Genomic DNA, 21,635 nt, shown 5'->3' with positions numbered 1-21,635 from the left:
CCGCGTCGGATCCGTCTTGTCAGCGTCCTGCCGGCCTGGCCTCCAGCCAGGAGCGCATGCGTGGCGCCACCAGCCGGATGAACAGGGCGGTGAGGAGGACCGACACCATCACGCCGCCGACCAGTTTCGCCAGGCTGACTTCCAGCAAAGCGGCCTGGGCCAGGATGGCGCAGGCCGAGGTGAAGCCCAGCAGCGGTCCGGCTCGCGGAGAATGCACCAGCCAGCGGTAGATGCGGCCATAGAGCCAGCCGAAGAGCAGGATGACGGCCATCATCAGCAAGGGACCGAAATCGATATAGAGCTCGGCCATGTAGCCCAGGCTGATCGAGGTGCCGCGATAGGTGCCCGACAGGCCGCCGGTGTAATAGTTGGTGCGGCGGGTGTCGTCGACCTGGCTCTTCTCGGCAAACAGGATGCGCGGCATGAAGGGGCGGCTCGCCGCATCCAGGAGGAGCGCGCCCTTTTCATGGGGAATGGTCTGCGGCACGCGGGCGAGAACTACTGCGAACAACTCGACATAGGAGATGCGGTGAAGCATCTTCCCGGTCGCCTCCGACATCGAGGCGCCGTCGAGCCTGCCGAGGAGCTGGGCTATGGTGCCCAGCCGGTCGCCGAGGTCGAGCGTGACGGCCTGCGAGGCCGAGCCGCCGGAGGCGGCATTGCGATAATCCTCCTTGATGGCCGTCCACAGGATCCCGCTGACGACGATCAGGCAGACCAGGATCGCTCCGCCCGCGATGTGAAGGCCGCGCAGGCGCGTTCCGGCCATGGCCGTGGCAAAGAGGGTGAAGAACATCACCGTCTTGAAATCGGAGAAATACCCGCCCGTGCTCATGGCCAATTCGGCAAGAAAGGAACAGGAAAACAAGGGGTTGCCCAGCTGGTTTCGCACGAAGGATGCATAGGCGAACATCATGAAGAACGCCCATTTCAACCCGGCCAGGGCCAGGAGCGGCTGCGCAAGCCCGGGACTGAGCGCGGCAGCCTGGAGGGCACCGACCGCGACGATCGAAGCCGCGACATAGAGGAAGAACCACGTGGCGAGGGGCCGGGCCAGCACGGCTTCCCGTGCTTGCCGGCTCGCAGCCCTGTCGGGCGGGCCGCTGCCGAGCCGCATGCCCAGCGCCAGGAAGAGCAGGCCGGCCAGGGTCAGCAGGATCGCCGACTTGTTGTCCCCGCCATAGATCGTATAGGCGCTGACATCGATGCCGAGCCAATTGGCATGGAAGGCCGATATCGACGCCTGCAGCCATTGATAGGCGAAGATGAAAAGCCCGATCGGCGGCTCGCCCGGCCGCCATAGCAGGGCGACGCCGGCCACGAGGACGACCAGGCTGAAAGTGGTGAGCAGGGCGTTCTCGCCCGGCAGGTTCAGGATGGCGAGCAGCACTGCGCCGACGATCACGGCGCCAGGCAGCGGCGCTGACGAGCGCGGGGAAGTGGCCGACATCGGCATCAGGTCGGGACCTCCGATGTCCGGTGATGGAAGGAGGCTCTCTCGAGGCAGGAAGACAGGGCCGCCTCGATGCCCTCGGCGGCGGCACCCACGCTGTAGCGGCGCACCAGCGACGCAAGGGCCTTCTGTGCAGCAGCGCCGGTCGGCAGGTCGGCGAGAGCCGAGGCGAGTGCCCCGACATTGCCGGTTTCGAAGATGCGTCCGGTGTCGCGGTCGGCGGCGAGGTCGGGCGCGCAGCCGCACTGGTCCGATACGACGACGGGTCGCCCGCAGGCCTGGGCCTCATTGGCCACCAGGCCCCAGGTTTCCTGCCCGGAGGAGGGCAGCGCCAGGCCGTCGCAGGCCGCATAGACGGCCGGTATTTCGCTCTGGTTGCGAAAGCCGAGGAAATGCAGCCGCACCCCGAGTTGCGCGGCCTGTGCCAGAACCGCCTCGCGCATCGGGCCATCGCCGGCAATCATCACCTCGATCTCGCGCCCTTCGGCGCGGCAGAAGGCGGCGGCCTCGATGAGGTCGAGGGGCCGCTTGCGTTCGACCAGCTTGCCCGCGAATGCGATGGCCCGGCTACCCTCGGCAATTGTGAGGTCGGCGCGCAGGGCCTGGCGGGCCTGCGGCGTCGCCCGTGCGGCAAACCAGTCCGTGTCGACGCAATGGGGTGAGAAGTGCAACCGCTCGGCCGGATAGCCATAATGGCGGTAATAGGCCAGCGAGTTCTGACCGACATAGAGCGCCGCATCGAAGAAGCGCAGCAGGCGGGGATAGGCCGCCTGCTTGGCCCAGGCCTTCAGCCGCCGACGTGGTGTCAGCAGATGGCTGTCCCCCCTTACCAGGACGGGCATGTTGAGGCGCCGGGCGGCGGCAATGCCCTGGAGATAGGATTTCAGCGCCCAACCGCAGACGAGCAGGGCATCGAAGCCGCCCTCCTGCAATGCCTGGGCAATGGCCGGCGTATCGCAGCCGAAGAAGTGGTCCACGCCCGGGTTCCTGGCCTTGTTGGCGAGGAAGCGGTTGGGATAGCCGGCGAGGAGGTCGATATCCCAGTCGAATGCAACCCCGAAGCCGGCATCGGCCTGCTGCCGGGGCGTGGGGCGGTGGGCGAAGAAGACCTCCAGATCCATGCGCCTGGCGAGCTCCCGGAAGATCGGGGCCTGGTACTGGATGGGATGGGACGTAAGAACAGCCAGGCGCATGGTCAGCGCAGCCCGTCGAAAATGGCGCCATAGCGGCCGGCAATCACCCTAGCCGAGAAGGGTTCCAGGCAATCCTGCCGGGCCTGCCCGAGGCCGGCGGGGTCGAGAGCCAGGCGCTCCAATCCGGCGGCGATCTCCGGCGACAGGCCGGCCAGGCCGTTAGCATCGGGGAAGGAGAGATTGATGCCCCCGCCGGCGGCCGCGAGAAGGGCATGGGCGCTGGACAGGTGGTGAAACAGTGACAAATAGGGGCGCTTCGTCAGCAAGGCGGGATAGATCTTGGACGCGGTGTAATGAGCCTCCTCCGAGCCGACTAGAAGGAGGCCGTGCGACCCGGCCATCAGTTGGAGTGCTTCGGCATAGGCGAGGCGCTGCGGGGTCTCGACGATGAGATCGGCGACCCCTTCCGCCTCGGCAAGCGGAAGGATGGAGAACGTATCACCGCCATCGGCCTGGTTGCTGGTGCCTATGAAATGCAGGCGCAGGCGCGCGGCAAGAGCCGGCTGGCGTCCTCTTACTTCGGCAAGACCCTTGAGAAGGGCGCGGAAAAGTCTCCGCGATCGCGGCAAGGCGGTGCCGACATAGCTCAGATTGATCATCGCTGGATCGAGCCGGTTCTGGCGGATGCCCGGCATGGCCCGGAGGAGGTCGAGATCGCCGGAATCCCCGCCGATGGGCAGTGCCGCCATGCGTGACGCGTCGAGCCAGGAATGGCGCGCCGCCAGTTCCTGATTCTGGCGTTCGGAGACCGATGTCACGAAGCGGGCCTTGCGCAAGGCGGGCCCTTCGAGGCGAAGCGCGAGCTGGTGGGAGAGCCCGGCCTTGCTCAACCGTTTTTGGTCCGCGCCCCAGGCCGAAACCCAGGGGTCCTGGAAATCGAGCACCACGGGCACGCCGAATTTCGGCTCGATCCAGCGCGACATCAGCATGGGGTAGAAGGGTGATCCCGTGATCAGCACGGCGTCGATCCGCCTGGCCGAGAGCAGGTCGGCCGCGCGGCTGGAAAGAGCCGACCAGGCCCGCAGGCTGAGATCCCCGACACCGAAACGGCGCGTCATGCGGGCCTGCAGGGCGGGAACCTTGACGATCTCCAGGTCCGGCGAGACCAGGCTGCCGAGCAGGAGATCGGGTTCCTGCTCGTAGAAGCGGTCGTCCACGCAGAGGACGACAGGGGTCCAGCCCGCCGCCGGCAGGTGATTGGCCAGGTGCCGGGCCCGATGCACGCAGGCCAGATTGGACGGCGGAAAATAAGGGGAGACGATGAGGACGGTGCGCGAGACGGTCATGCCCGCCTCCGCGACGAACCGTCCAGGGCTTGGCGCGCCAGACCGACCACGATCGCGCTTTCCCGGTCCCAATTATAGGTTTTCTGCGCGAGATCGAAAGCGTTCGCACGCGCTTGCGCCAGGCGCGCCGGATTCTGCAGCAGGCCGTCGAGGCTCGCGGCCAGGCTCACTGCATCGCCGGCAGTGAAGAGTGCGGTGGCTAGCGGATGCAAGCCAGCGAATGCCTTTTGGGCCGGCGTATCGGAGAGAACCGCGGGGAGCCCGGCCATGAGATAGGTGAACAGCTTGTTGGAGAGGGCGAACGCATTGTTGGCGGTGTGCCCGGGTTCGGCGCACAGGCCGAGATCATGGCTGGCGGCCAGCCGGACGAGCTCGCCGGGCAGCGCGGAGGGCAGGAAATGCAGGTGTTCCGGCACGCCCTCCCGTTGCGCAAGGCTCCGCAACTGACCTGCATATGGTGCGTCCACATGGCCGCGCAGATAGAGGTGCGGTCTTGAAGCGGCCCTCGCAATCGCCCTGATTGCGCATTCGAGGCCGCGATCCGGGCCGATCACCTGCGAGAACCAGTAAAGCGAGGGGCCCGGGTCCGCCATGCCCCTGGCAGTTCGACGATCCGGAGCCTCGGACAGCGGAAAGCTGTTCAGCACGATGTGCGGGAGGGGCACCGCATAGGCTTGCGCATAGGCTTGCGCAATCTCGGGTGAGGCGGCGGTGATATAGCGGCACCCTGGCAAGGCGGCCGCCTCGATGGCGCGCAGATGCGAGCGGTTCGCCTCGGCTGCCGGGCCGTCGCGCCATTCGCCGAGATGGAAGTCCTCGGCGTCGTAGGCATAGCCTGCCCCGAAGCGTTGGGCCGCGGCCCGGGCGGCCGGTAGGGCCGGCGGATAATGGGCGATGTAGAGATCCGCTGCGATGCGGCTGGCTGCGGCCATCAAAGGAGGCGTGAATACGCTGAACGCCCGGGAGTTGAAAAGGCGCCTGCCGCTCGCCGCGTGCACCGCCCCCGCGAGCTCCTGGCCGAGCCGGCGCAGGCGCCAGCCCGTCCGCGAGCGCAGGTCGAGGCGCTCGATCCGGAACGGCGCTCCTCTCAGGATGGATTCGTCGCGCGGTTCCACGCCCTCCAGCATGCGGGTGGCGACCACGGTGACGGTAAAGCCCGCCTCGTGCAGGGCATGGGCCTCCTTGACCACGCGCGGATTGGATCCGAGCTGGCCCGGGGTGAGGATGCAGATATGCGATCCCGGGCGGGGGGACGTCATGTCCGCTCCATCTGCAGCGCGTGAGAACCCCGACCGGAATCATCCAGATGCTGCCTGAGCCCGTCGGCCAGGGCGGCACGATAGGCCGGCCATTGATGATGGCGGGCCGTCTCGAGGGCGCCCTCGCGCATGGCCTGCAGGCGCGGGCGGTTGTCGAGGCACCAGGCAAGGGCCTGTGTCAAAGCCTCTGCATCGGCGGAGGGAATGACGAGCCCGTTCTCGGGCGTGACGAGATCGGCAGCCCCCGCCATGTCCGTGACGATCACCGGCAGGCCCTGGGCCATCGCCTCGGCGACGACCATGCCGAAACCATCGGCAAGGCTTGGAAACACCAGGATATCGGCCTGTTCGAAGGCCTGGAACAGTTCGGCGCGCGGCCTGGCTCCATGAAAGCGAATGGTGTCATCCGCTGGGGCAAGAAGGTCGGCAGGCAGCCCGATCCGGCCATAGATATCCAGCCTGGCATGATCAGTGGCCGGCAATCGGCGCCAGGCTTCGAGCAGATAGGGCACGCCCTTGCCCAGCGTGACGTTGCCGGCATAAACAACCTTCAAAGCGCCCGTCTCGTTGCCGCGCGGGGGCCGGGCCCGATCGGGTACCGGGGGAGCGCCGAGGGGAACGATGAGGATCTTGGCCGGATCCGCGCCGCCGGCGATATGGGAGCGGGCGGTGAGGGCGGAATTGGCGACGATGAGATCGGCGAGGCCGATCTCATCGTCGCGCCGTGCCTGCCTTCGGGTAAAGCGTTCCGAGAAATAGGCGGCATTGGCATCGTCGAGCTGCTTCCAGCGTGCCAGTTCGCGCCGGCGGATGCTCTCGAATTGCCGGCTGCTCAGGGAGGGCAAATGCAGGATGCGCGCCGCTCCTTCCTGTGCGGCACGCTGGAAGCTCGCCAGCGCCGTATATTCGAAGGCATGGATGGCGTCGGCGCCGGGCACGTGGCGGCTGGCGACGGCGGCGTCGAAGCGGTGGCTCATCAGGTCCCAGAGCCGGTCGACGGTCACCGGCCCGGCGCCGCCCTTGGCCGCGATGCTGCGCAGGATCTCCCAGGCCGGATAGGCCTGCACGAGGCTGTGCGGAACCGTCTCGATCGAACGGCGCAGCAATTGCTCCCTCAGCGCCGCCGCCTGGCTTGATGGCAGGGCGCGCAGCAGACGATCGCCCCAACCTTGCGCAGAGTAATGGAAAGAGGTCACGAAGGTCTTCAGGCAGCCCTGTTCATGCAACGCCAGGGCGATTTGCTGGGCGTGCGGCATGGTGCCGGGATAGCTCAGCACCGATTTCATGCAGGAGCCCTCGGAGCCCGCCCTGCGATCATGGCCTCGTAGATCTCAAGATAGCGGTCGGTGACCGCATCCTCACTATAGAGTGTCTCGACCCGCTGCCGGCACGCGGCTCGCTCGATCATATCGAGCTTGGCGATGGCCGCCGCCATCGCCTCGACGGTGTCGACGACATAGCCGGTGCGGCCATGCTCGACCACTTCGGGAACGGCGCCGCGCCTGAAGCCGATGACCGGCGTGCCGCATGCCATCGCCTCGGCCATCACGATGCCGAACGGCTCTTCCCACAGGATCGGCATCAGCAGTGCGGCCGCACCGCCGAGCAGCTCGTCCTTTTGCCGGTCGTCGACTGGCCCGACATAGTCGATATCGCCGTCGCGCAGATGCGGAGCGACATGGGTCTCGAACCAGGCCCGATGTTCCCCGGCCAGATTGCCGGCGATGACCAGCCGCCGGCCGGCCAACCGCGCCGCCGCGATGGCCAGATGCGGTCCCTTGATTTCCTCCACGCGCCCCAGGAACACCAGTGGCGCGTCGTCCGGGACCTGCCTGCGGAAACTGTAGGTCTCGCTCGGCACGCCATTGGGAACGATGTGCCAGGTGCCGATATGCCTGACATGGCGCAGCATATGCTCGCTGATGGCCGAGAATTGCAGCGTGCCCCGCGATAGGCGCTGCGCCAGCCCGGTGGTGCGCGGGCTGATCTCGCGCTGGTAGGTCATCAGCTTGGGGATCGTGAGCGGCAGGAGCGGTGCCAGATAGGCCAATCGGGAGAAGCTGTGGATGATGTCGAAACGCTGGCCGGCGATCGCCCTTGCCAGTTCGCCGGCATTCCTGAGCGTATCGAAACGCGAAAGACTGCTCGCGCCGGGCCAGGCGCGTTTCGGCACCGGGCATTGCGAGGAAGGATGCGCGAACAGGGTCAATTCATGGCCGCGTGCCACCAAGCGGCGCGCCAGCATGTCGACCACGCGTTCGATGCCACCATAGAATTGCGGCGGCACCGGCAGCTCGGGATCGCAGGTCAGGGCTATCCTCATGGCGCGAGCCGTATGAGCCGGTCTTCCGGGGTGAGGGCGGGCGGCAGCGATCGGTAGAGGTGGATCATGTCGTCTGCGACATCGGCCTGGCTGCGCAGATGGCCCTGGAATTTCGGCAGGGGGCCCTGGGATTTGCGAGCGACGAGCCGCTCGATTGCCTTGGCCCAGTCCGGCACGGCGCCCGGCCGGAGCAATTCGCCGGCATCCGTCCCCGCCAGGAGTTCGGCGATGCCGCCGAGATCCGATCCCAGCACGTAGAGGCCGGCTGCCTGCGCTTCCAGCGCGACCAGCGGACCGGTTTCCAGCCAGAGCGAAGGCACGACAAGAACATCGTGCGCGGCCAGGGTATCGGCGATCTCCGCATGAGGCCGGGGCGGGTGGAACCGGATGCGCGGATCGCCCGCGGCCAGGGCCCGCACTTCGGCCTCATAGCCATCGTCCTCAGCGGCGCCGATGGCGTGGATGGCGAGTTCGACGGGCGTTTCCGCCGGCAGGCTGCGGAGAGCGGCGACCGCGACATGAATGCCCTTGGCCCTGTCCCATCGCCCGAGATAGAGGAGCCGCAGCCCGGTACCCTCGGATCTCTTTCGAGCTGACGCCTGCTGGACCTCCGCCAGATAGGAGGCGGCGAGGCCATGGTGGCTGAGCGCGAGCCTGTCGGGCGCTGCGCCGTTGCGCGCCAATGTGTCGGCGAGCCACTGGCAGACGGCGACAAGGCGGTCGCTGAGCGCGAAGGCCTCGCTGAGGTCCCGTTCCTTCCCGATGGCGAGCGCCCTTGCCGACAGTGCGGTGGCCAAGCGCGTATGGCCTTGCAGGGCCCTGGCGGCGAGGGCGCGGGGCAGCCGGCCGACCGCCCAGGCAGCAACGCGGGGGGCGCCGCGGCTCTCGGCCCAGCAGGCGCCGCAGCGGATCTCCTCGACGAGGCCATCGCAAGGCGCCTCTCCAAAGCGCAGCAAGGTACCGCGCAGGCACACGGTTCCGGCGACGTGAAAGGTCAGAACGGTTCTCAGCCCCTGTGCGCGGGCGGCGCGCAGGTGGTCGAGACCGCATCCGGTCGTCCAGGAATGCTGGTGATAGATGGCGCGCGGGTTCTGCCTCAGCAGGGCTTCGAAACGATCGAACTGGCCATGCCTGCGCGTGCCTGGTCCCGGCTGTCTCGCCTCGGGCAACTCGACCGGATAGGTCCACACCGTCGTGCCGCGATGCTCGTAGCGGTCCGGCGCGCCCGGCGCTCGCGGCGCGAGCACGGCACATGTCAGGCCTTTGTGCGAGAGTTCCTGCACCAGCCCTTCCAGATAGACTTCGGTGCCGCCGAGATCATAGGGCGGATACCAGGCGGTCGCCATGACGACATCGGCTGGCTTCTCGCTCATGGCCGCCCCATCATCGACAGCAGGCCATGCGCGGCGCGCAGCCCCAGCAGGCGGGCGAGCGGCGTTGCGATACGCGTATGCCGCGATTGGCGAAGGCCGAGCGTACGGCCTGCGGCGCTCGCTTCGAAAAAGCCCTGGTCCCGGCAGCGCAGCAGGCCACGCCCGGCATTGTCGTAGAGGTCGCACAGTGTGTCGATGCGGTCCGAAGTGAGGGTGCCGCGCTCGCGCCACAGCGCCTCGATCTGCCGCCCATTGCGGAGTACGTCGCGCCAGAACTGCACCGGCTGACGCCGCGACAGGCTCTGTGCCGTGATCCGGTAACGGGCGCCAATATGGGCGCTGGGCACGAAACGTGCTCCGTGAAAGGCCGCATCGAACATAAAGCGGGCGTCCTGGATCACCGGCAGATCGGGGCGAAAGCCACCGATCGCCTCGACCAGTCGGCGGCGATAGAGCAGGGCGCCCGTGGTGATCCAGACATGGCTGGCGATCGCTCTTTCCGCGTCCTGGCGCAGCGCCGGCCAGTCGATGCCGCGGGCCTGCGAGAGGGTGGCAGTGTCTTGCTCGTCCGTGCTCAAGTCCTGATAGTCGCAGGCGACCACATCGGCCTCCTCGGCGACGGCAAGGCGCCGTTCGATGGTGCCGGGCGTGAGCAGATCGTCTGCATCGAGGAACAGCAGCCATTCGGAGGAGGTTTCGGCGATGCCACGATTGCGCGCCGCCGAGACGCCGCGATTGGGACCCTCGATGACGCGATCGGCAGGCAGATAGCGCCGGGCGATCTCGGCCGAGCCGTCGCTCGAGCCGTCGTCGACGACGACGAGTTCGGCGAGGCCGGGCTGGTCGATGGCGCTTTCGAGCGTCTGCGCCAAGGTGCGGCCGGCATTGTAGCAGGGGATGACGACGGCAACGCCTGGCGGGGGCGGCATGTCAGCCCGCTCTTCCGCTGGAGGATGGCGCATGGGCGAGGAGAGGGGAGCGCGCTGCGTAGATCAGCGCCGCGGGAAGCGACACGCCCAGGGCCGCCGCCCTTGAGAGTTGCGAGCCGCCACGCAGATGGCCGGGCCGGCGCGTCTCGCTGGCGATCACGCGCAGCAAGGCGAGGAGTACATCCGGCCAGCCGCGCCCGGTCTTGCGGCGGAAATACGCCGTCTGCCGCATCAGGCGCGCGGCCGCTTCCATCAGCGAACGGGAATACCAGGTACCGTTTTCCTGCCGGTCGTGGTGTTGAGCCTGCAAATCAGGATGACGGACGAGACGCAGCCCCTGTCGCTTGAGGCGATGGGAGAATTCGGCGTCCTCGAAATTACGATCGAGCCGCTCGTCGAACCCGCCCGTCGCCAGGAAATCACGCCTGTGCATGGCCAGTGCGCAGGTGGGCAGGAAAACCAAAGGGTCATCGCCACGCCCGGTCAACGGCCTGCCGTCCGCCCGTCCTATCACGCCCTGACCGGGCCAAACCGCGCCAAATACATCCAGGGGCATCTCGCGCATCAGCGAGAGCACACGCGGAATGTAGGATCTTTCAAGTTCCATGTCGTCATCGAGGAACAGCAGGATGTCGCAGGACGCTGCTTTCGCGCCGATATTCCGAGCCCTGGAGACATTGGCCTGAGCGAGGCTGATGAACCGCAGGCAAGCGAAGTGCTCCGAAAAGCCCTGCAGCGTCGAAAGGTCGGCTCCCGGCGTCTGGTCGATGATGATTACATCGAGATCGCAGGCCTGGTCGATCACAGACAGTCTTGCGAGCAGGGTGGGCAGCCGCTCGACACGGCGGAAGGTCGGCACCACCACGGAGACGAGCGCCAGCCGGGGCATTCGCTTCAAGCCGATATCCGCCGCGCCCAAAGGTTCTCCTCCGGCACGTCCTGCTCGGGCGTATAGGCAATGCCGTCGATCGTCAGCAGTTCGTATCCGAAGTCTGCAAAATACCCTGCCAGATGGGGGGCCGCGATCGCGTAGTCGAAGCGGGAGGGAAGATACTCGAACAGGATATGCCGCGGCCGAAGGATGGAACTGCGGAACATGTCGTCGATGACGGAGAGGTCTTGGCCCTCGATATCGATCTTCATCACGGCAATGGCATCGATCTCCAACCGTTCGGCGAGTTCTCGGATTCTGACGCCCATGGTGAGGAGGCGCCGCGTTTCATCCGGTCTCCTCGGCCGCATGGTGCCAAGCGCTCCGGCTTCCGGAAGGCCGAATTCGATGAAGCCGGTCGTGCCGGCAAGCGGGGAGGTGACCGGCAGGACGCGATCGTGGACCTTGCTCAGCCGGATATTGTCGAGGAGCCGGGCACAAACGCCCGGATGGGGCTCGATGGCGATGACACGTCCGGCCGGTCCCACCATGCGTGCGGCTGCAACAGTGTATTGGCCGACATTGGCGCCGAGGTCGATCACCGTTTCACCGCTCCCGATCAGGGATTGAAACAGGGCGAGGCTCTTTGGTTCGTAGGAGCCGTGCAGGAACATGGCATGCTGCACATAGTCGACGAGATCCAGCTTGAACGTCCCGAAGGCAAAGCGGGCCGTGACATGGCGGAAGGGCCGGCTGGCGCGCAGCCAGTCGTAAAGCCGCAGTTTCATCGGATGGTCCGGCATGTGCCAGTAGCAGCGTAGAATCCGGGCGTGCGGCGGCATCGAGGGGGCCGTGGTCATTCCTGCCTTTCAAAGGTGATCGGCACGGCCACGCATCCGCGTTCATAGGATTGCTGAAAATCGAAGCCCACACGCCCCGGATCGGACTGCACGACATCGAAGCAGATGGGTTGGGACAGGCGATGAAACTCCTCGACCCAGGGTTTGGACAGCCACAGGTGAAGCTCATAGCTTCCCCGTGCCAGCGGAAGGGCGCCAATCTCCAGCATCAAGCGGTTGGCGCCGGGGTAAATGTCGAATTCCTGGCCGTGCATGGGGGCCGTCGATGAATAGATCAGCTTGCGGCCCAGCCCGTCGTGGATCTCGACCTCGATCGCTACACGCCGTCGATTCGGGGACTGGATCATGCAGGTCACGGCAAGCTTCTCGCCGAAGAGGATCTGGTTGGTGGCCAAGGTTGCGCTGGCAATATGCGGCCCCGAGGGGGGCTTGTCCTCGACCACGACACCATCATCGCCCCGGAAAAGACCGGAATAATGCGCGATGGTGTCCGCGGCGGCGCCGTGATGGAGAATGCGTCCGCCGTCCAGCAGGATGGCATTTTGGCACAGGGCGCCGATCGCGCTGAGATTGTGGCTGACGAGCAGGACCGTCCGGCCCTGGCCGGCGATCTCGTTCATTTTGCCCAGGCATTTCTTCTGGAATTCCGCATCGCCGACGGCAAGGACCTCGTCCACGATCAGGATTTCCGGCTCGAGATGGGCGGCGACGGCGAAGGCCAGGCGGGTATACATCCCGCTCGAATAGTGTTTGATCGGTGTATCGATGAATTTCTCCACCTCCGAAAAAGCGACGATTCGATCGAACTTGCGGGCGACCTCGCTGCTCGTCATGCCGATGATGGCACCGTTCAGCCGGATATTCTCCCGCCCCGTCAGCTCGGGATGAAAGCCGGTGCCAACCTCCAGGAGGCTGGCAATCCGGCCTCTTACTTCGATACGGCCCGTCGTCGGCGCTGTGATGCGCGAGAGGATCTTGAGGAGCGTGGATTTTCCGGCCCCGTTCCGTCCGATGATCCCCATCACTTCGCCGGGATGGACGTCGAATGAGACGTCGGACAAAGCGAGGAAGCGGTCATCCTTGAGGGCCGGCCTTGCCGAGGGGCGAAAACGCCCGGTGACGGTCCCGACCAGTGCCTCCCGAAAGGTACGCAGGGAGGGGTTATGGCCGCCCCTGACATATTCCTTGCTGACCCCGAGGGCCCGGATGCTCGGCGCACTCATCGTGAGCGAGCTCTTCGTTCGGCCTCAGAGGATATCCGCAAAGCGCCTCTCCACCCGTTCAAAATACCACACGCCGAGGACGAAGAGCCCGAGCGACAGGAGCAGCGAGAGGCTGATCGACAGCCAATCGAAAGGATGCCCGAGAAACGCAGAGCGAAAACCTTCCACCAGCCCGGCCATGGGGTTGAGGAACAAGAGCCAGCGCCAGGGTTCGGGCACCAGGCTGGCCGGATAGACGACCGGGGTGGCGAACATCCAGAACTGCAGCAGGAAGGGCACGACAAAGCGGAAATCACGATAGGTTGCCGTGAGAGCCGAAAGCCCGATGCCGATGCCCAGCGCGCAGAGAATGACTCCGGCCATCAGGAGAGGGGCCGCGAGAAGGTTGATGCTCCAGCCGACGCCGTAGACCAGCATCATCACCAGCAATATGGCTGTGGTGACCAGGAAGTCGACCAGGCCAGCCCCCGTGGAAGCGAGCGGGATGATCAGGCGGGGAAAATAGACCTTGCTGATCAGGTTGACGGAGCCGATCAGCGATCCGGCTGCCGCGGCCAGGGCGTTGGAGAAGAAAACCCAGGGCAGAAGGCCGGCATAGACGAAGATCGGATAGGGCGAGCCATCGGTGGGGATCTTGGCGAGATGCCCGAACAGCACCGAAAAGATCAGCATCAGCAAAACGGGCTGGATGATCGCCCAGGCGAAACCCAGCACGGTCTGCTTGTAGCGGACTTTGATATCGCGCTCCGTCAGCACCCAGGCGAGGTCACGATAGCGCCAGATCTCGTAGAGGTCGGCAAAGCTCCACAGCCGGTCCGGACCGATGATCGTGACCGTCGGCGTTGGCTCCGGCGGAGGCCGGTTGCCCCTGATTGGATCAGAATCGGCTTGATACAAGATGGTCGACCTGTGCGGCGAATTGGGAGAAGGCAAAGCGGCTGGGCTGCTCCGGTTCGGGCCGATTTCTATCGAGACAGGCAGTGATTGCTTCGGCGAGAGCCTGCGGGGCGTCGGGGTCGACAAGGGTGCCGAGTTCTCCGTCCGCCAGGGCATCGGTGCTGCCATCCCTCCTGGCCGCGACGATCGGCAGCCCCGTGGCGGCCGCCTCCAGGAAGACGATGCCGAACCCCTCTCCGGTGCTGGGCATGGCGAAGACGTCGGCCAGGCGATAGATATCCGGCAGTTGTGCCTGGGAAACCGGCCCGGTGAAACGCATCAGCTCCGATACCCCCAGCCGCTGCCCGATCCGGGCGAGGCGGTCGCGGTCATCCCCGTCGCCGGTGATGAGGTAGAGTATGTCGGGATGGCGGCTCCTGATCTGGGGCAGGGCCTCAATGACGCGGTCATGGCCCTTGTAGCGTTCCTGCGAGGACAGGCGGCCCACGGTGAGGATCACCCTGCGTCCCCGCGTGCCCAGGCGAGCGGCGAGCTCGGCAGGCGGTGCGCCCGGCGAAAAGCGCCCATCGACCGTATTCGGCAGAACGCGCAGGCGCTCCGGCTCGATGTCGCACCATTCCAAGGCACGGCTTCGGGTGGCCCGGCTGACGGCGGTGATCAAGTCGGCCTGCCGCACGGCCCGGCGGATGGCGAGGTTCGGCCTGGCCCAGCTCTCGATGCCGTGCAACTGCAGCCAGAGCGGTATTCGAGCCAACCTGGAAAGCGCGGCCGCAAGCGGAGCCATGAAGAGGTGGCCGCAGAAGATCAGGTCGTAGCACTGTGAACGTACTTGCTTGAAGGCAGCCAGGCTATAGGCCACCCGGCCTGCCCGGGATGCAAGCTGAACGACCCCGGCGGGCAGGCCCGCGGCATCCCCCGCTGATCGCGGCAGCATGACGATATTCCCCACTGCGGGGCTTGCGGCCAAAGCGGTGAGAAAATCCTGGTTGTAGCGGGCAATGCCGCCGGCCATGCCCCAGCCATCGGTCAACAAGGCCAGTATCTTCAGCGGCCGCGAAGCCATGTCATGCGAACTGGCGATGGACAAGGCGGCTCCAGTCGCGCGCCCAGCCGTGCCGGAGCGGCTTGCGCCGAGCCGGCGCTGGACCGAGGGGGGATGCCTGCAGCCACTCGGCGATCGGCAGGGCGAAACCGGTCTTGGGCCGGTCGAGCACGGCCTGCGGCAAAGGCTGCGTCGGAGCCCGGGCAAGCGCTGCCTTGCCGGCGATGCCCCGCAGGTCGAGCCGGGCCGAACGCTCGAGCACCTCGCTGTCGACCAGGGGGGTCCTGATTTCGACGGAATGCGCCATGCCGGCCCAATCGGCGTCGCGAAGCAATTGGTTGCGCAGATAAAGGCTCGATTCCAGCGTTGCGACGCGCGCGAAGGGCTCCTTCGACCGCCCGTGCAGCTGGGCCCCGATCAGCTTCAAGGGTCCGAGGCGGCGCAGGCCTGCCTCGACAGTGTCGCGATCGAGGACCTCGCTTAATTCCCAGGGCAAATAGAGCCCGCGCTTGAGCAGGTAGGCGCCTGCATAGGATCCACCATATTCGGGCAGGCCGGCGAGCTTGGGATGAAGGCGCAGCCGCTCGACGAGCGGCTTGCCGAGCTTGCGCAGGCTCTTGCCGAGCAGCGGGATGCGCGAAGGCACCTGCAAGCTCCTCACCCAGCGGGGAATGTCCCGGAAGGAAGGGTAGCCGCCCAGAAGCTCGTCGCCGCCGAGCCCTGACAGCACTGCCTTGAGGCCGAGCTCGCCGGCCGTCTTGGCAGCAAACCAGGTGTTGAGACCATCGATGCTCGGCTGGTCCATGGCTTCGAAGAAAAGCGGCAGATCGGCCTCGAACTCGCTTCTGGTGATCATGCGCGTGACGTGGCGGGTGCCATAGAGGCGGGCGATGTCCGCGGCTGGGGATGTCTCGTCCGCCGGCGTGTCGGCGAATTCCTCAAATCCGATGGTGATCGTTTTGATCTGCCGGGCACCGGCGTCGCGCATGAGGCCGACGAGGGCAGCGGAATCGACGCCGGCGGAAAGAAAGGCACCGACCTCGACATCACCGGCCAGATGATGCCGCACCGAGTCCAGGGCAATGTCGGCAAAGGCTGCGGGCTTGCCGCGTCCTTCTCCCGGATCATGCTCCGCAGCGCCATAGACGGACGCCACCCGGTGATAGCTGCGCGGCACCCGTGCGCCGGCACGATCGACCAGCATCGTCGAGCCCGCCGGCAGGGCCCGAACCTCGCGGAAGCAGGTAAAGGGTTCGGGCACGCTGCCGAGCAAATAGAAGCCCACATCACCGGCCGGATCCCGGTCGCGGGAGACGCCGCCCCCGGCAATCAAGGTCTTGACCTGGCTGGCGAAGCGGAACACCCAGCCGTCATCGCTGTAATAGAGCGGCTTGATGCCATAGGGATCGCGCGCCAGAAACAGGGTATGGGCGAGCGTATCGTAGATGGCGAAGGCGAACATGCCGCGCAGCCGCATGACCATCGCGTCGCCGCAGCGGGCGTAGAGATGCAGCAGCACCTCGGTGTCGGATAGGGTCCTGAATTCGGCACCTTCCTTTTGCAAGGTCTCACGCAAGGCGAGGTGATTGTAGATCTCGCCATTGAAGACGATGACATGGCGGCCATCGGCGCTCGCCATCGGCTGCAAGGCGCGGTCCGCGAGATCGATGATGGCGAGGCGCCGATGCGCCAGGCCCAGGCGTCCGGCCGGATCGAACCATTCGCCATTGGCGTCGGGCCCGCGCCGGGCCATGTGACGGCTCATCGCGCTCAGTTCCGGGCGGCTGATGGCGTTGGCCGCATAATGATAGGCGAAGATGCCGGCGACGCCGCACATCAGGCAGGCAGCCATGGGCTGGTGTTTCGGCCAGGCTGTATCATGGGACCGTTTCCCCAGGCTGGGTCGGAGCAGCCGGGGCGAGGCCGAGATCCTCGAGCCTTGCCGGGTTCATGCCGTCTACCTGGTGTAGCAGCGCTGTGAGCTCGGTGCGGGTGGCGGGGGCATTCGACAGGGTCAGGCGCATGACGAGCTTGTCGGAAGCCTCCAGGCGTTCCCAGCCGCCGGCGATATCCTGCGCGGTGCGGCGGTGGAGGTCGTCGGGCAGGGCGGTCCATAGCGGCAGGGCGACGAGGGCGCGGCTCGCCATCAGGACCGATTCATTCGGCCCGGTCAACGCCGACAGGCGCAGGGCCTGCGCGACCTCGGCCATGCTCTTGCCGCCGGCAAGCCGGGCCACGGCCAGATCGAGCCAGGCGCTGCTCGACAAAGGTTGGCGCCTCAGCAGGCGGACGGTGCCCTCGATCGTTCTGGTGGGCTGGGCCTGGGTGATGGCGGACTGCATGGCAGCTTCGGCCAGGGCGCCGGTTTCCAGTGTCGTCGCAAAGGTTCTGAGAGAGGCTATGTCGCCACTTTCGCCTGCCTGGCGCTCGGCGAGCGCAAAGCCGAGGACCGGAACCGAGCGCCAGACCGCAAAGCCAGCCACGGCCATGCAGAGGACCGCCGTGCCTATCCGCGCAACCCGAGCGCTCATTTTTCGTAATATTTCCGGTAGTAGCGGCTGCCATAATAGTAACCATAGGCAAAGCGGCCATATTTCTTGGCCTTGTCGTCCATGATGTGATTGAACACGATGCCGGCCACCTTCTTCTGGCCGGCGATCTGGCGCAGCGATTGCTGCACCATCTCGCGGGCCGTCGCAGCCCAGCGCACGATGTAGATCACCTTGTCGACCAGATTGGACACGATCACAGGGTCGATCACCGGCCCCATGGGCGGTGTATCCACGATCACCACGTCGAACCGGCTGCGCACCTTTGCCATCAGCGCCTTCATGCGCTCGGAGGCGAGGAGGTCGGGCTGGTTCTTGCTCTCGCCGCCCGCGGCGAGAGCCCAGATCCGAAACTTGTCGCTGTAGAAGAGCGCCTGTTCGAGCTCGATTTCACCCAGCAGGCATTCGATCAGGCCGGGCGCCTTCTCCTTCCTCAATTGCGAGGAAGCCGAGGGATGGCGCAGGTCACAATCGATGAAGAGCACGTTCTGGCCGGACTGGGCCGCCGAGGTCGCCATCATCAAAGCGATCGTCGTCTTGCCTTCGCCCGGCAGAGTGGATGTCACCTGCACCACCTTGGGGGGATGGTCGACATCGCTCATCTGCACGGCGCTGCGCAGCGAGCGTATCGCCTCCGAACTGCGCGCCAGCGGCATCCGCAGAGGGTATTCGGGCAAGCTGAGGAGACGGCCGTTTTCGTCCTTGGTGCGTGGCGAGAAGCGGGAGATCGAGGCGAGCAGCGGCATTTCGAGCAATGTCTCGATCTCGCGCGGCGTGGTGAAGCCGGCGTTCAGCGCCTCCTTGAGATAGGCCGCGCCGATTCCAGCGATCAACCCGAGAATGAGCGAGGTCAGGATGATCTGGGTACGTTTGGGGGAAGAAGGAATGCCGGGCGCCACGGCGGGGGTGATGATCCGGGCATCGCGCGCCTCGAAGGTCGACTGTTCCTGCGTCAGGCGCGCGCGCTGCAGGAAATCCTCGAACAGGCTCTTGTTGACGGCAGCGGTCCGCTCGAGCTCGCGCAGGGTGATCGTCTTGGAGGCGTCGAGGTCGGATTGGCCGGAGGCCTCCTTCAAGGCCTGCTCGGCCGCGTCCTGACGGGCCAAGGCGAGATTGTAGTTACTCCTGACATCGCTGGCGATCTGGCGCAGTGTGTTGGCGATGCTGCGGCGGACATCCGACAATTGGGCCCTGACGTTGACGACCTGGGGATGGGCGCCGGTATAGCGCGCCAGGAGGTCCGCCTCCTGGCGGGACAGGTCGTTTTCCTGCCGCCGAAGATCGGCCAGCACGCCGGAACTGGCCGCCTCGGGCAGGGCATCGAGCTTGCCGCGCTCGGCCTGGATCTTGGTCAGCAGATCCAGATGTGACTTCCTCTCGGCCGTGTCGGCTCGCGCCGCCACCAGCCGGCCGTTCAATTGCGTGAGCTGCTCCTGGTTGAGCGTGGCGCCGGGGACGGCCTGCGCGAGATTGTTGTCGGCCCGGAACTTGGCTACCGCTTCCTCGGAGAGGCGCAATTGCTGGCGCAGTTCCACCAGCCGGTCGTTCAGCCAGTTCGAGGCGCGCTTGGCTGCCTCGAAGCGGGCGTCGAGCTTGTCGACGACATAGGCATCGGCAATCGCATTGGCCAGTTGCATGGCCTTGGCCGGGCTGTCGGACGTGTAGGATACGTTGATCACATAGGCCTGGCCGGCGCGTGAAATCACCACCGCATTCTTGAGGCCCTCGACGGCGGCGACCATGGCCGGCGACATCGCGTCATCGGATCCGCCGGCAGAAGCCGGAGATGCCGATGGGGAGGAGCCGGCACTGTCCTGGGAGGGTTGGGCGGGGGTGTCGCCACCGCCGAGCAGGCCCTCTTTGAGCACCACGCGCTTGAGCAGGACGGTGGAGCGCATCACGGCGATCTCGCTCTCGACCACGGACAGGTCGAGGGCAGTGTCGGTATATATGGAGTCCGGGCCCGCGGCCTTTTCCTTGCGGGGGTCCAGCAGCAATTGGGTGGTGGCGGTGTAGAGAGGCGTTTGCCTGGCGATATAGATGGCCCCCAACAGCGCAGCCAGGATGGTCCAGGCCAGAATGAAGGCCCATTGGCGCCAGACGAAGTTGACGGTATCGCGGATATCGAAGCCGCCGCCCTGGGCTTCGCCGTCGTCCAATCCGCGCACCCTCGTGTCGAGACGGTTCAACATCTGGCGCAGCTCCGATCGTGATCAGGGATCCATCTGCAGTTCATGACAGTTTCTAATCCGCCAGGTTTACGCTGGAACTGGCCCATTGGGACACGCCGGCGCCGAGCACGGCCATGAAGGTCAGCGAGATCGCCTGGATCTGCAGGCTGAAGTCGACGAGCGCATGCACGCCCAAGAGAGCACCGGAGCCGATGGCGCAGACCAGCGGAGCCCGATGCCGGCGCCGGCGAAAGGCGCCGACCATGCAAAGTCCGACAAGCCAGGCCACCAAGCCTATCAACATGGTTCCAAATATGAGGCCAAGCCCTTGTAAAACCTCGAGATAGGTGTTGTGCGCCTTGTCCCATACGCCAGTCGTCGAAATGGATTGATCGCGATAGACGGGAAAAATATCGGTAAAGGTGCCATAGCCAAAACCCGACAGGGGGGCATCGTGCAGGGAACGGATCATGATGTCGTTGACCGCCGCCCGGCTCGTATCGGTCAGGCCGGAGGTGGCGATACGCCCGAAGACGATGTCCCCCATGAAGACGATGGCGCCGCCCAAAGCCAGCAGGGGCAGGAGGAGCACGGAAATCCGCTGGAGGATGGATCCGTCCGACCGTGGGAACGACAGGACCAGCACGCAGACGAGGCCTGCCGCCGTGGCAATGACACCCCCACGTGAACCGCTCGCCATGAGGGCGGCGAGCGCCAGCAATCCTGCGCCGATCTCGGCCCAATGGAGCTGTGCGATCAGGCGGATGAAATGGCCGCGCTGACGGGGATCGGGGCCGGTCGCCGAGGCTGCTCCGGACTTCAGCGCCCTGAGCCACAGGGTCAAGGCGATGATGACGCCGATGCCGGCATAGGCGGCCAGGCTGTTGCGGTTGATGAAGGTCGATCGCACCTGGCCGGGTGCGGGGCCGTCCAGATACGGGATCCTCGAAGCCTCGAAGACCGCAAGGTAGAGCCCCAGCGCCGCGTAGACGGCAATGATGGCCATGACCGCATAGAGCAGCAGATGCGCCCGGGGCGCCGAACGGCAAAGCTGGAGCGCCAGCCAGAACACGCTGGCGTCGGTGACCAGGCGAAGGAGCCCGAGCGCGCTCGCGCCGGGATCGACGCTGATCGTGCCGATGACGGGTTCGCCGAGCGCCTGCGCAGCCAGAGGCCAGATGGGATGAGCCAGCGAAGGCGGCATCCCCGGGGAAATCTGCAGGAGGATCCAGCCGGCTACGCCAGTGAAAAGACCCATGGGTACCAAGAGGTGCCGTGCAGCGACCGCATGGGGCCGACCCAGGACGATTCGGGTGAGTTCGTAGGCGATGACCAGTCCCGGGAACAGGATGCCGTTCACCCCCCAAGCCATCGCCCGGTTGCTGCCGAGCCAGGCCGGAGCCCAGGCAAGGCCGAGGATGAGAGCCGCCAGGAAAAGCCTCTCGACACCGCCAGTCGTCGTCCCAGCACGAGACGTCAGGTGCTCATCCGCAAGCGTGCCGCTCGCCAATTCCGCCTGCCTCGATCGCAACGTCGTCCATTTTTGCCATGCTACCGCCGTTAGGGTGAAACGGTGTGTCTCACCCTCTGTCCGACATCGGGTGGCCGGCATAAGCCGGCCGGTATCAAACTGCCTCCAGCGCTCGCCGGGGCAGATTGATCTCCACGGCCCGCCCCATGATCTCCAGCAGCACGCGGGCGCGTTCATTGGGATCGAGGCGCATCAGCGGGCCGATGCTTTCGGTAAACGGCCCCAGCTTCACGCGAACCGTCTGTCCCTGTGCAAGATCGCGGTCGAGCCGCGCAATGCCTTCGGCATCGACATAGGTCAGGATGCTCTCGACCACGCCATCGGGCACCGGGAGGGGCAGGTTGGAGCCCATCACCACCTGCACCACGCCGATGGTGCCGTTGATCGAGCGCCAACGTTCGCGTTCCAGATCGAGGCGCACGAACAGATAGCCGGGAAAGAGGGCGTGGAGGGCGATCCGGCGCTTGCGCGCATGCAGGACGGTACGCTGCGTGCGCGGCAGGAAGACCTCGAAGCCCTGCGCTTCCAGATTGAAGCGCGCAGTCTCCTCCGAGCGGGCGCGTGTCTGCACGACATACCAGCGCTGCCCGTTTGCATTGGCCTGAAGCAGGCAGGATAGGGCAATGCTCATGATTGCAACCGGTACAGGGGGCTGTTCCAGGGCTGCGCCCCTTC

At 65.9% G+C, this 21,635-nt stretch carries 18 protein-coding genes; all 18 read right to left on the bottom strand.

All coding sequences use genetic code 11. The features are described from left to right. Window positions 1–19: 19 nt before the first annotated feature. Window positions 20–1,456 (bottom strand): hypothetical protein, encoded by a 1,437-nt coding sequence (locus tag BA190_RS00975; protein WP_068281537.1) that lies wholly within the window; start codon window positions 1,454–1,456, stop codon window positions 20–22. Then, the gene (locus BA190_RS00970) at window positions 1,456–2,646 is read right to left on the bottom strand and encodes a glycosyltransferase family 4 protein (RefSeq protein WP_082979362.1); all 1,191 of its coding nucleotides are present in this window, start codon (window positions 2,644–2,646) and stop codon (window positions 1,456–1,458) included. Before BA190_RS00970 ends, BA190_RS00975 begins: the two co-directional genes overlap by 1 nt. Window positions 2,647–2,648: 2 nt before the next feature. Further along, window positions 2,649–3,932: a glycosyltransferase gene (locus BA190_RS00965; RefSeq protein WP_068281535.1), complete on the bottom strand. Its 1,284-nt coding sequence runs from the start codon at window positions 3,930–3,932 to the stop codon at window positions 2,649–2,651. Beyond that, window positions 3,929–5,191: a glycosyltransferase gene (locus tag BA190_RS00960; protein WP_068281534.1), complete on the bottom strand. Its 1,263-nt coding sequence runs from the start codon at window positions 5,189–5,191 to the stop codon at window positions 3,929–3,931. Before BA190_RS00960 ends, BA190_RS00965 begins: the two co-directional genes overlap by 4 nt. After that, window positions 5,188–6,477: a glycosyltransferase family 4 protein gene (locus BA190_RS00955; RefSeq protein ID WP_068281533.1), complete on the bottom strand. Its 1,290-nt coding sequence runs from the start codon at window positions 6,475–6,477 to the stop codon at window positions 5,188–5,190. Before BA190_RS00955 ends, BA190_RS00960 begins: the two co-directional genes overlap by 4 nt. Then, window positions 6,474–7,514, bottom strand: a complete 1,041-nt coding sequence (locus tag BA190_RS00950) for a glycosyltransferase family 4 protein (RefSeq protein WP_068281532.1) — start codon at window positions 7,512–7,514, stop codon at window positions 6,474–6,476. Before BA190_RS00950 ends, BA190_RS00955 begins: the two co-directional genes overlap by 4 nt. Next, a complete protein-coding gene (locus BA190_RS00945) occupies window positions 7,511–8,887 on the bottom strand; it encodes a glycosyltransferase (RefSeq protein WP_082979361.1) in 1,377 nt (458 codons plus the stop codon). The genes BA190_RS00950 and BA190_RS00945 overlap by 4 nt, the downstream gene beginning before the upstream one ends. Beyond that, window positions 8,884–9,816 carry a glycosyltransferase gene (locus BA190_RS00940; protein ID WP_068281531.1) on the bottom strand — a complete coding sequence of 311 codons (933 nt, stop codon included), beginning with the start codon at window positions 9,814–9,816 and terminating at the stop codon, window positions 8,884–8,886. The genes BA190_RS00945 and BA190_RS00940 overlap by 4 nt, the downstream gene beginning before the upstream one ends. A gap of 1 nt (window position 9,817) precedes the next feature. After that, window positions 9,818–10,705 carry a glycosyltransferase family 2 protein gene (locus BA190_RS00935; RefSeq protein ID WP_245314502.1) on the bottom strand — a complete coding sequence of 296 codons (888 nt, stop codon included), beginning with the start codon at window positions 10,703–10,705 and terminating at the stop codon, window positions 9,818–9,820. Window positions 10,706–10,710: 5 nt separating this feature from the next. Next, window positions 10,711–11,547 carry an FkbM family methyltransferase gene (locus BA190_RS00930; RefSeq protein WP_068281529.1) on the bottom strand — a complete coding sequence of 279 codons (837 nt, stop codon included), beginning with the start codon at window positions 11,545–11,547 and terminating at the stop codon, window positions 10,711–10,713. Beyond that, entirely contained in the window at window positions 11,544–12,770 is a 1,227-nt protein-coding gene (locus BA190_RS00925; RefSeq protein ID WP_068281528.1) for an ABC transporter ATP-binding protein, read from the bottom strand. Before BA190_RS00925 ends, BA190_RS00930 begins: the two co-directional genes overlap by 4 nt. Window positions 12,771–12,794: 24 nt before the next feature. Next, window positions 12,795–13,667, bottom strand: coding sequence for an ABC transporter permease (locus tag BA190_RS00920; protein WP_202908404.1), 873 nt, complete (start codon window positions 13,665–13,667; stop codon window positions 12,795–12,797). Next, on the bottom strand, window positions 13,648–14,754 hold the full coding sequence (locus tag BA190_RS00915) for a glycosyltransferase family 4 protein (RefSeq protein ID WP_156771307.1): 1,107 nt from the start codon (window positions 14,752–14,754) through the stop codon (window positions 13,648–13,650). Before BA190_RS00915 ends, BA190_RS00920 begins: the two co-directional genes overlap by 20 nt. Beyond that, entirely contained in the window at window positions 14,732–16,561 is a 1,830-nt protein-coding gene (gene asnB, locus BA190_RS00910; RefSeq protein WP_245314479.1) for an asparagine synthase (glutamine-hydrolyzing), read from the bottom strand. Before asnB ends, BA190_RS00915 begins: the two co-directional genes overlap by 23 nt. A gap of 25 nt (window positions 16,562–16,586) precedes the next feature. Further along, the gene (locus tag BA190_RS00905; protein ID WP_156771306.1) at window positions 16,587–17,240 is read right to left on the bottom strand and encodes a hypothetical protein; all 654 of its coding nucleotides are present in this window, start codon (window positions 17,238–17,240) and stop codon (window positions 16,587–16,589) included. After that, window positions 17,237–19,450, bottom strand: a complete 2,214-nt coding sequence (locus BA190_RS00900; RefSeq protein ID WP_082979358.1) for a polysaccharide biosynthesis tyrosine autokinase — start codon at window positions 19,448–19,450, stop codon at window positions 17,237–17,239. Before BA190_RS00900 ends, BA190_RS00905 begins: the two co-directional genes overlap by 4 nt. A 52-nt stretch (window positions 19,451–19,502) precedes the next feature. Beyond that, complete coding sequence (locus BA190_RS00895; protein ID WP_068281525.1) at window positions 19,503–20,939, bottom strand: O-antigen ligase; 1,437 nt, start codon at window positions 20,937–20,939, stop codon at window positions 19,503–19,505. Between the two features lie 115 nt (window positions 20,940–21,054). Next, the gene (locus BA190_RS00890) at window positions 21,055–21,591 is read right to left on the bottom strand and encodes a transcription termination/antitermination protein NusG (protein ID WP_068281524.1); all 537 of its coding nucleotides are present in this window, start codon (window positions 21,589–21,591) and stop codon (window positions 21,055–21,057) included. Window positions 21,592–21,635 lie beyond the last annotated feature (44 nt).

The sequence above is a fragment of the Labrys sp. WJW genome, from assembly GCF_001676615.1.
GTDB classification, from domain to species: Bacteria; Pseudomonadota; Alphaproteobacteria; order Rhizobiales; family Labraceae; genus Labrys; species Labrys sedimenti.
Note: the sequence above shows the minus strand (reverse complement) of the source record. Positions and strands in the feature narration are given on the sequence as shown.

Coding starts and splice junctions, on each gene's coding strand:
- BA190_RS00975 (WP_068281537.1), bottom strand. CDS start 1,456: ATGCCGATGTCGGCCACTTCCCCGCGCTCGTCAGCGCCGCTGCCTGGC.
- BA190_RS00970 (WP_082979362.1), bottom strand. CDS start 2,646: ATGCGCCTGGCTGTTCTTACGTCCCATCCCATCCAGTACCAGGCCCCG.
- BA190_RS00965 (WP_068281535.1), bottom strand. CDS start 3,932: ATGACCGTCTCGCGCACCGTCCTCATCGTCTCCCCTTATTTTCCGCCG.
- BA190_RS00960 (WP_068281534.1), bottom strand. CDS start 5,191: ATGACGTCCCCCCGCCCGGGATCGCATATCTGCATCCTCACCCCGGGC.
- BA190_RS00955 (WP_068281533.1), bottom strand. CDS start 6,477: ATGAAATCGGTGCTGAGCTATCCCGGCACCATGCCGCACGCCCAGCAA.
- BA190_RS00950 (WP_068281532.1), bottom strand. CDS start 7,514: ATGAGGATAGCCCTGACCTGCGATCCCGAGCTGCCGGTGCCGCCGCAA.
- BA190_RS00945 (WP_082979361.1), bottom strand. CDS start 8,887: ATGAGCGAGAAGCCAGCCGATGTCGTCATGGCGACCGCCTGGTATCCG.
- BA190_RS00940 (WP_068281531.1), bottom strand. CDS start 9,816: ATGCCGCCCCCGCCAGGCGTTGCCGTCGTCATCCCCTGCTACAATGCC.
- BA190_RS00935 (WP_245314502.1), bottom strand. CDS start 10,705: ATGCCCCGGCTGGCGCTCGTCTCCGTGGTGGTGCCGACCTTCCGCCGT.
- BA190_RS00930 (WP_068281529.1), bottom strand. CDS start 11,547: ATGACCACGGCCCCCTCGATGCCGCCGCACGCCCGGATTCTACGCTGC.
- BA190_RS00925 (WP_068281528.1), bottom strand. CDS start 12,770: ATGAGTGCGCCGAGCATCCGGGCCCTCGGGGTCAGCAAGGAATATGTC.
- asnB (WP_245314479.1), bottom strand. CDS start 16,561: ATGGCTGCCTGCCTGATGTGCGGCGTCGCCGGCATCTTCGCCTATCAT.
- BA190_RS00905 (WP_156771306.1), bottom strand. CDS start 17,240: ATGAGCGCTCGGGTTGCGCGGATAGGCACGGCGGTCCTCTGCATGGCC.
- BA190_RS00900 (WP_082979358.1), bottom strand. CDS start 19,450: ATGTTGAACCGTCTCGACACGAGGGTGCGCGGATTGGACGACGGCGAA.
- BA190_RS00890 (WP_068281524.1), bottom strand. CDS start 21,591: ATGAGCATTGCCCTATCCTGCCTGCTTCAGGCCAATGCAAACGGGCAG.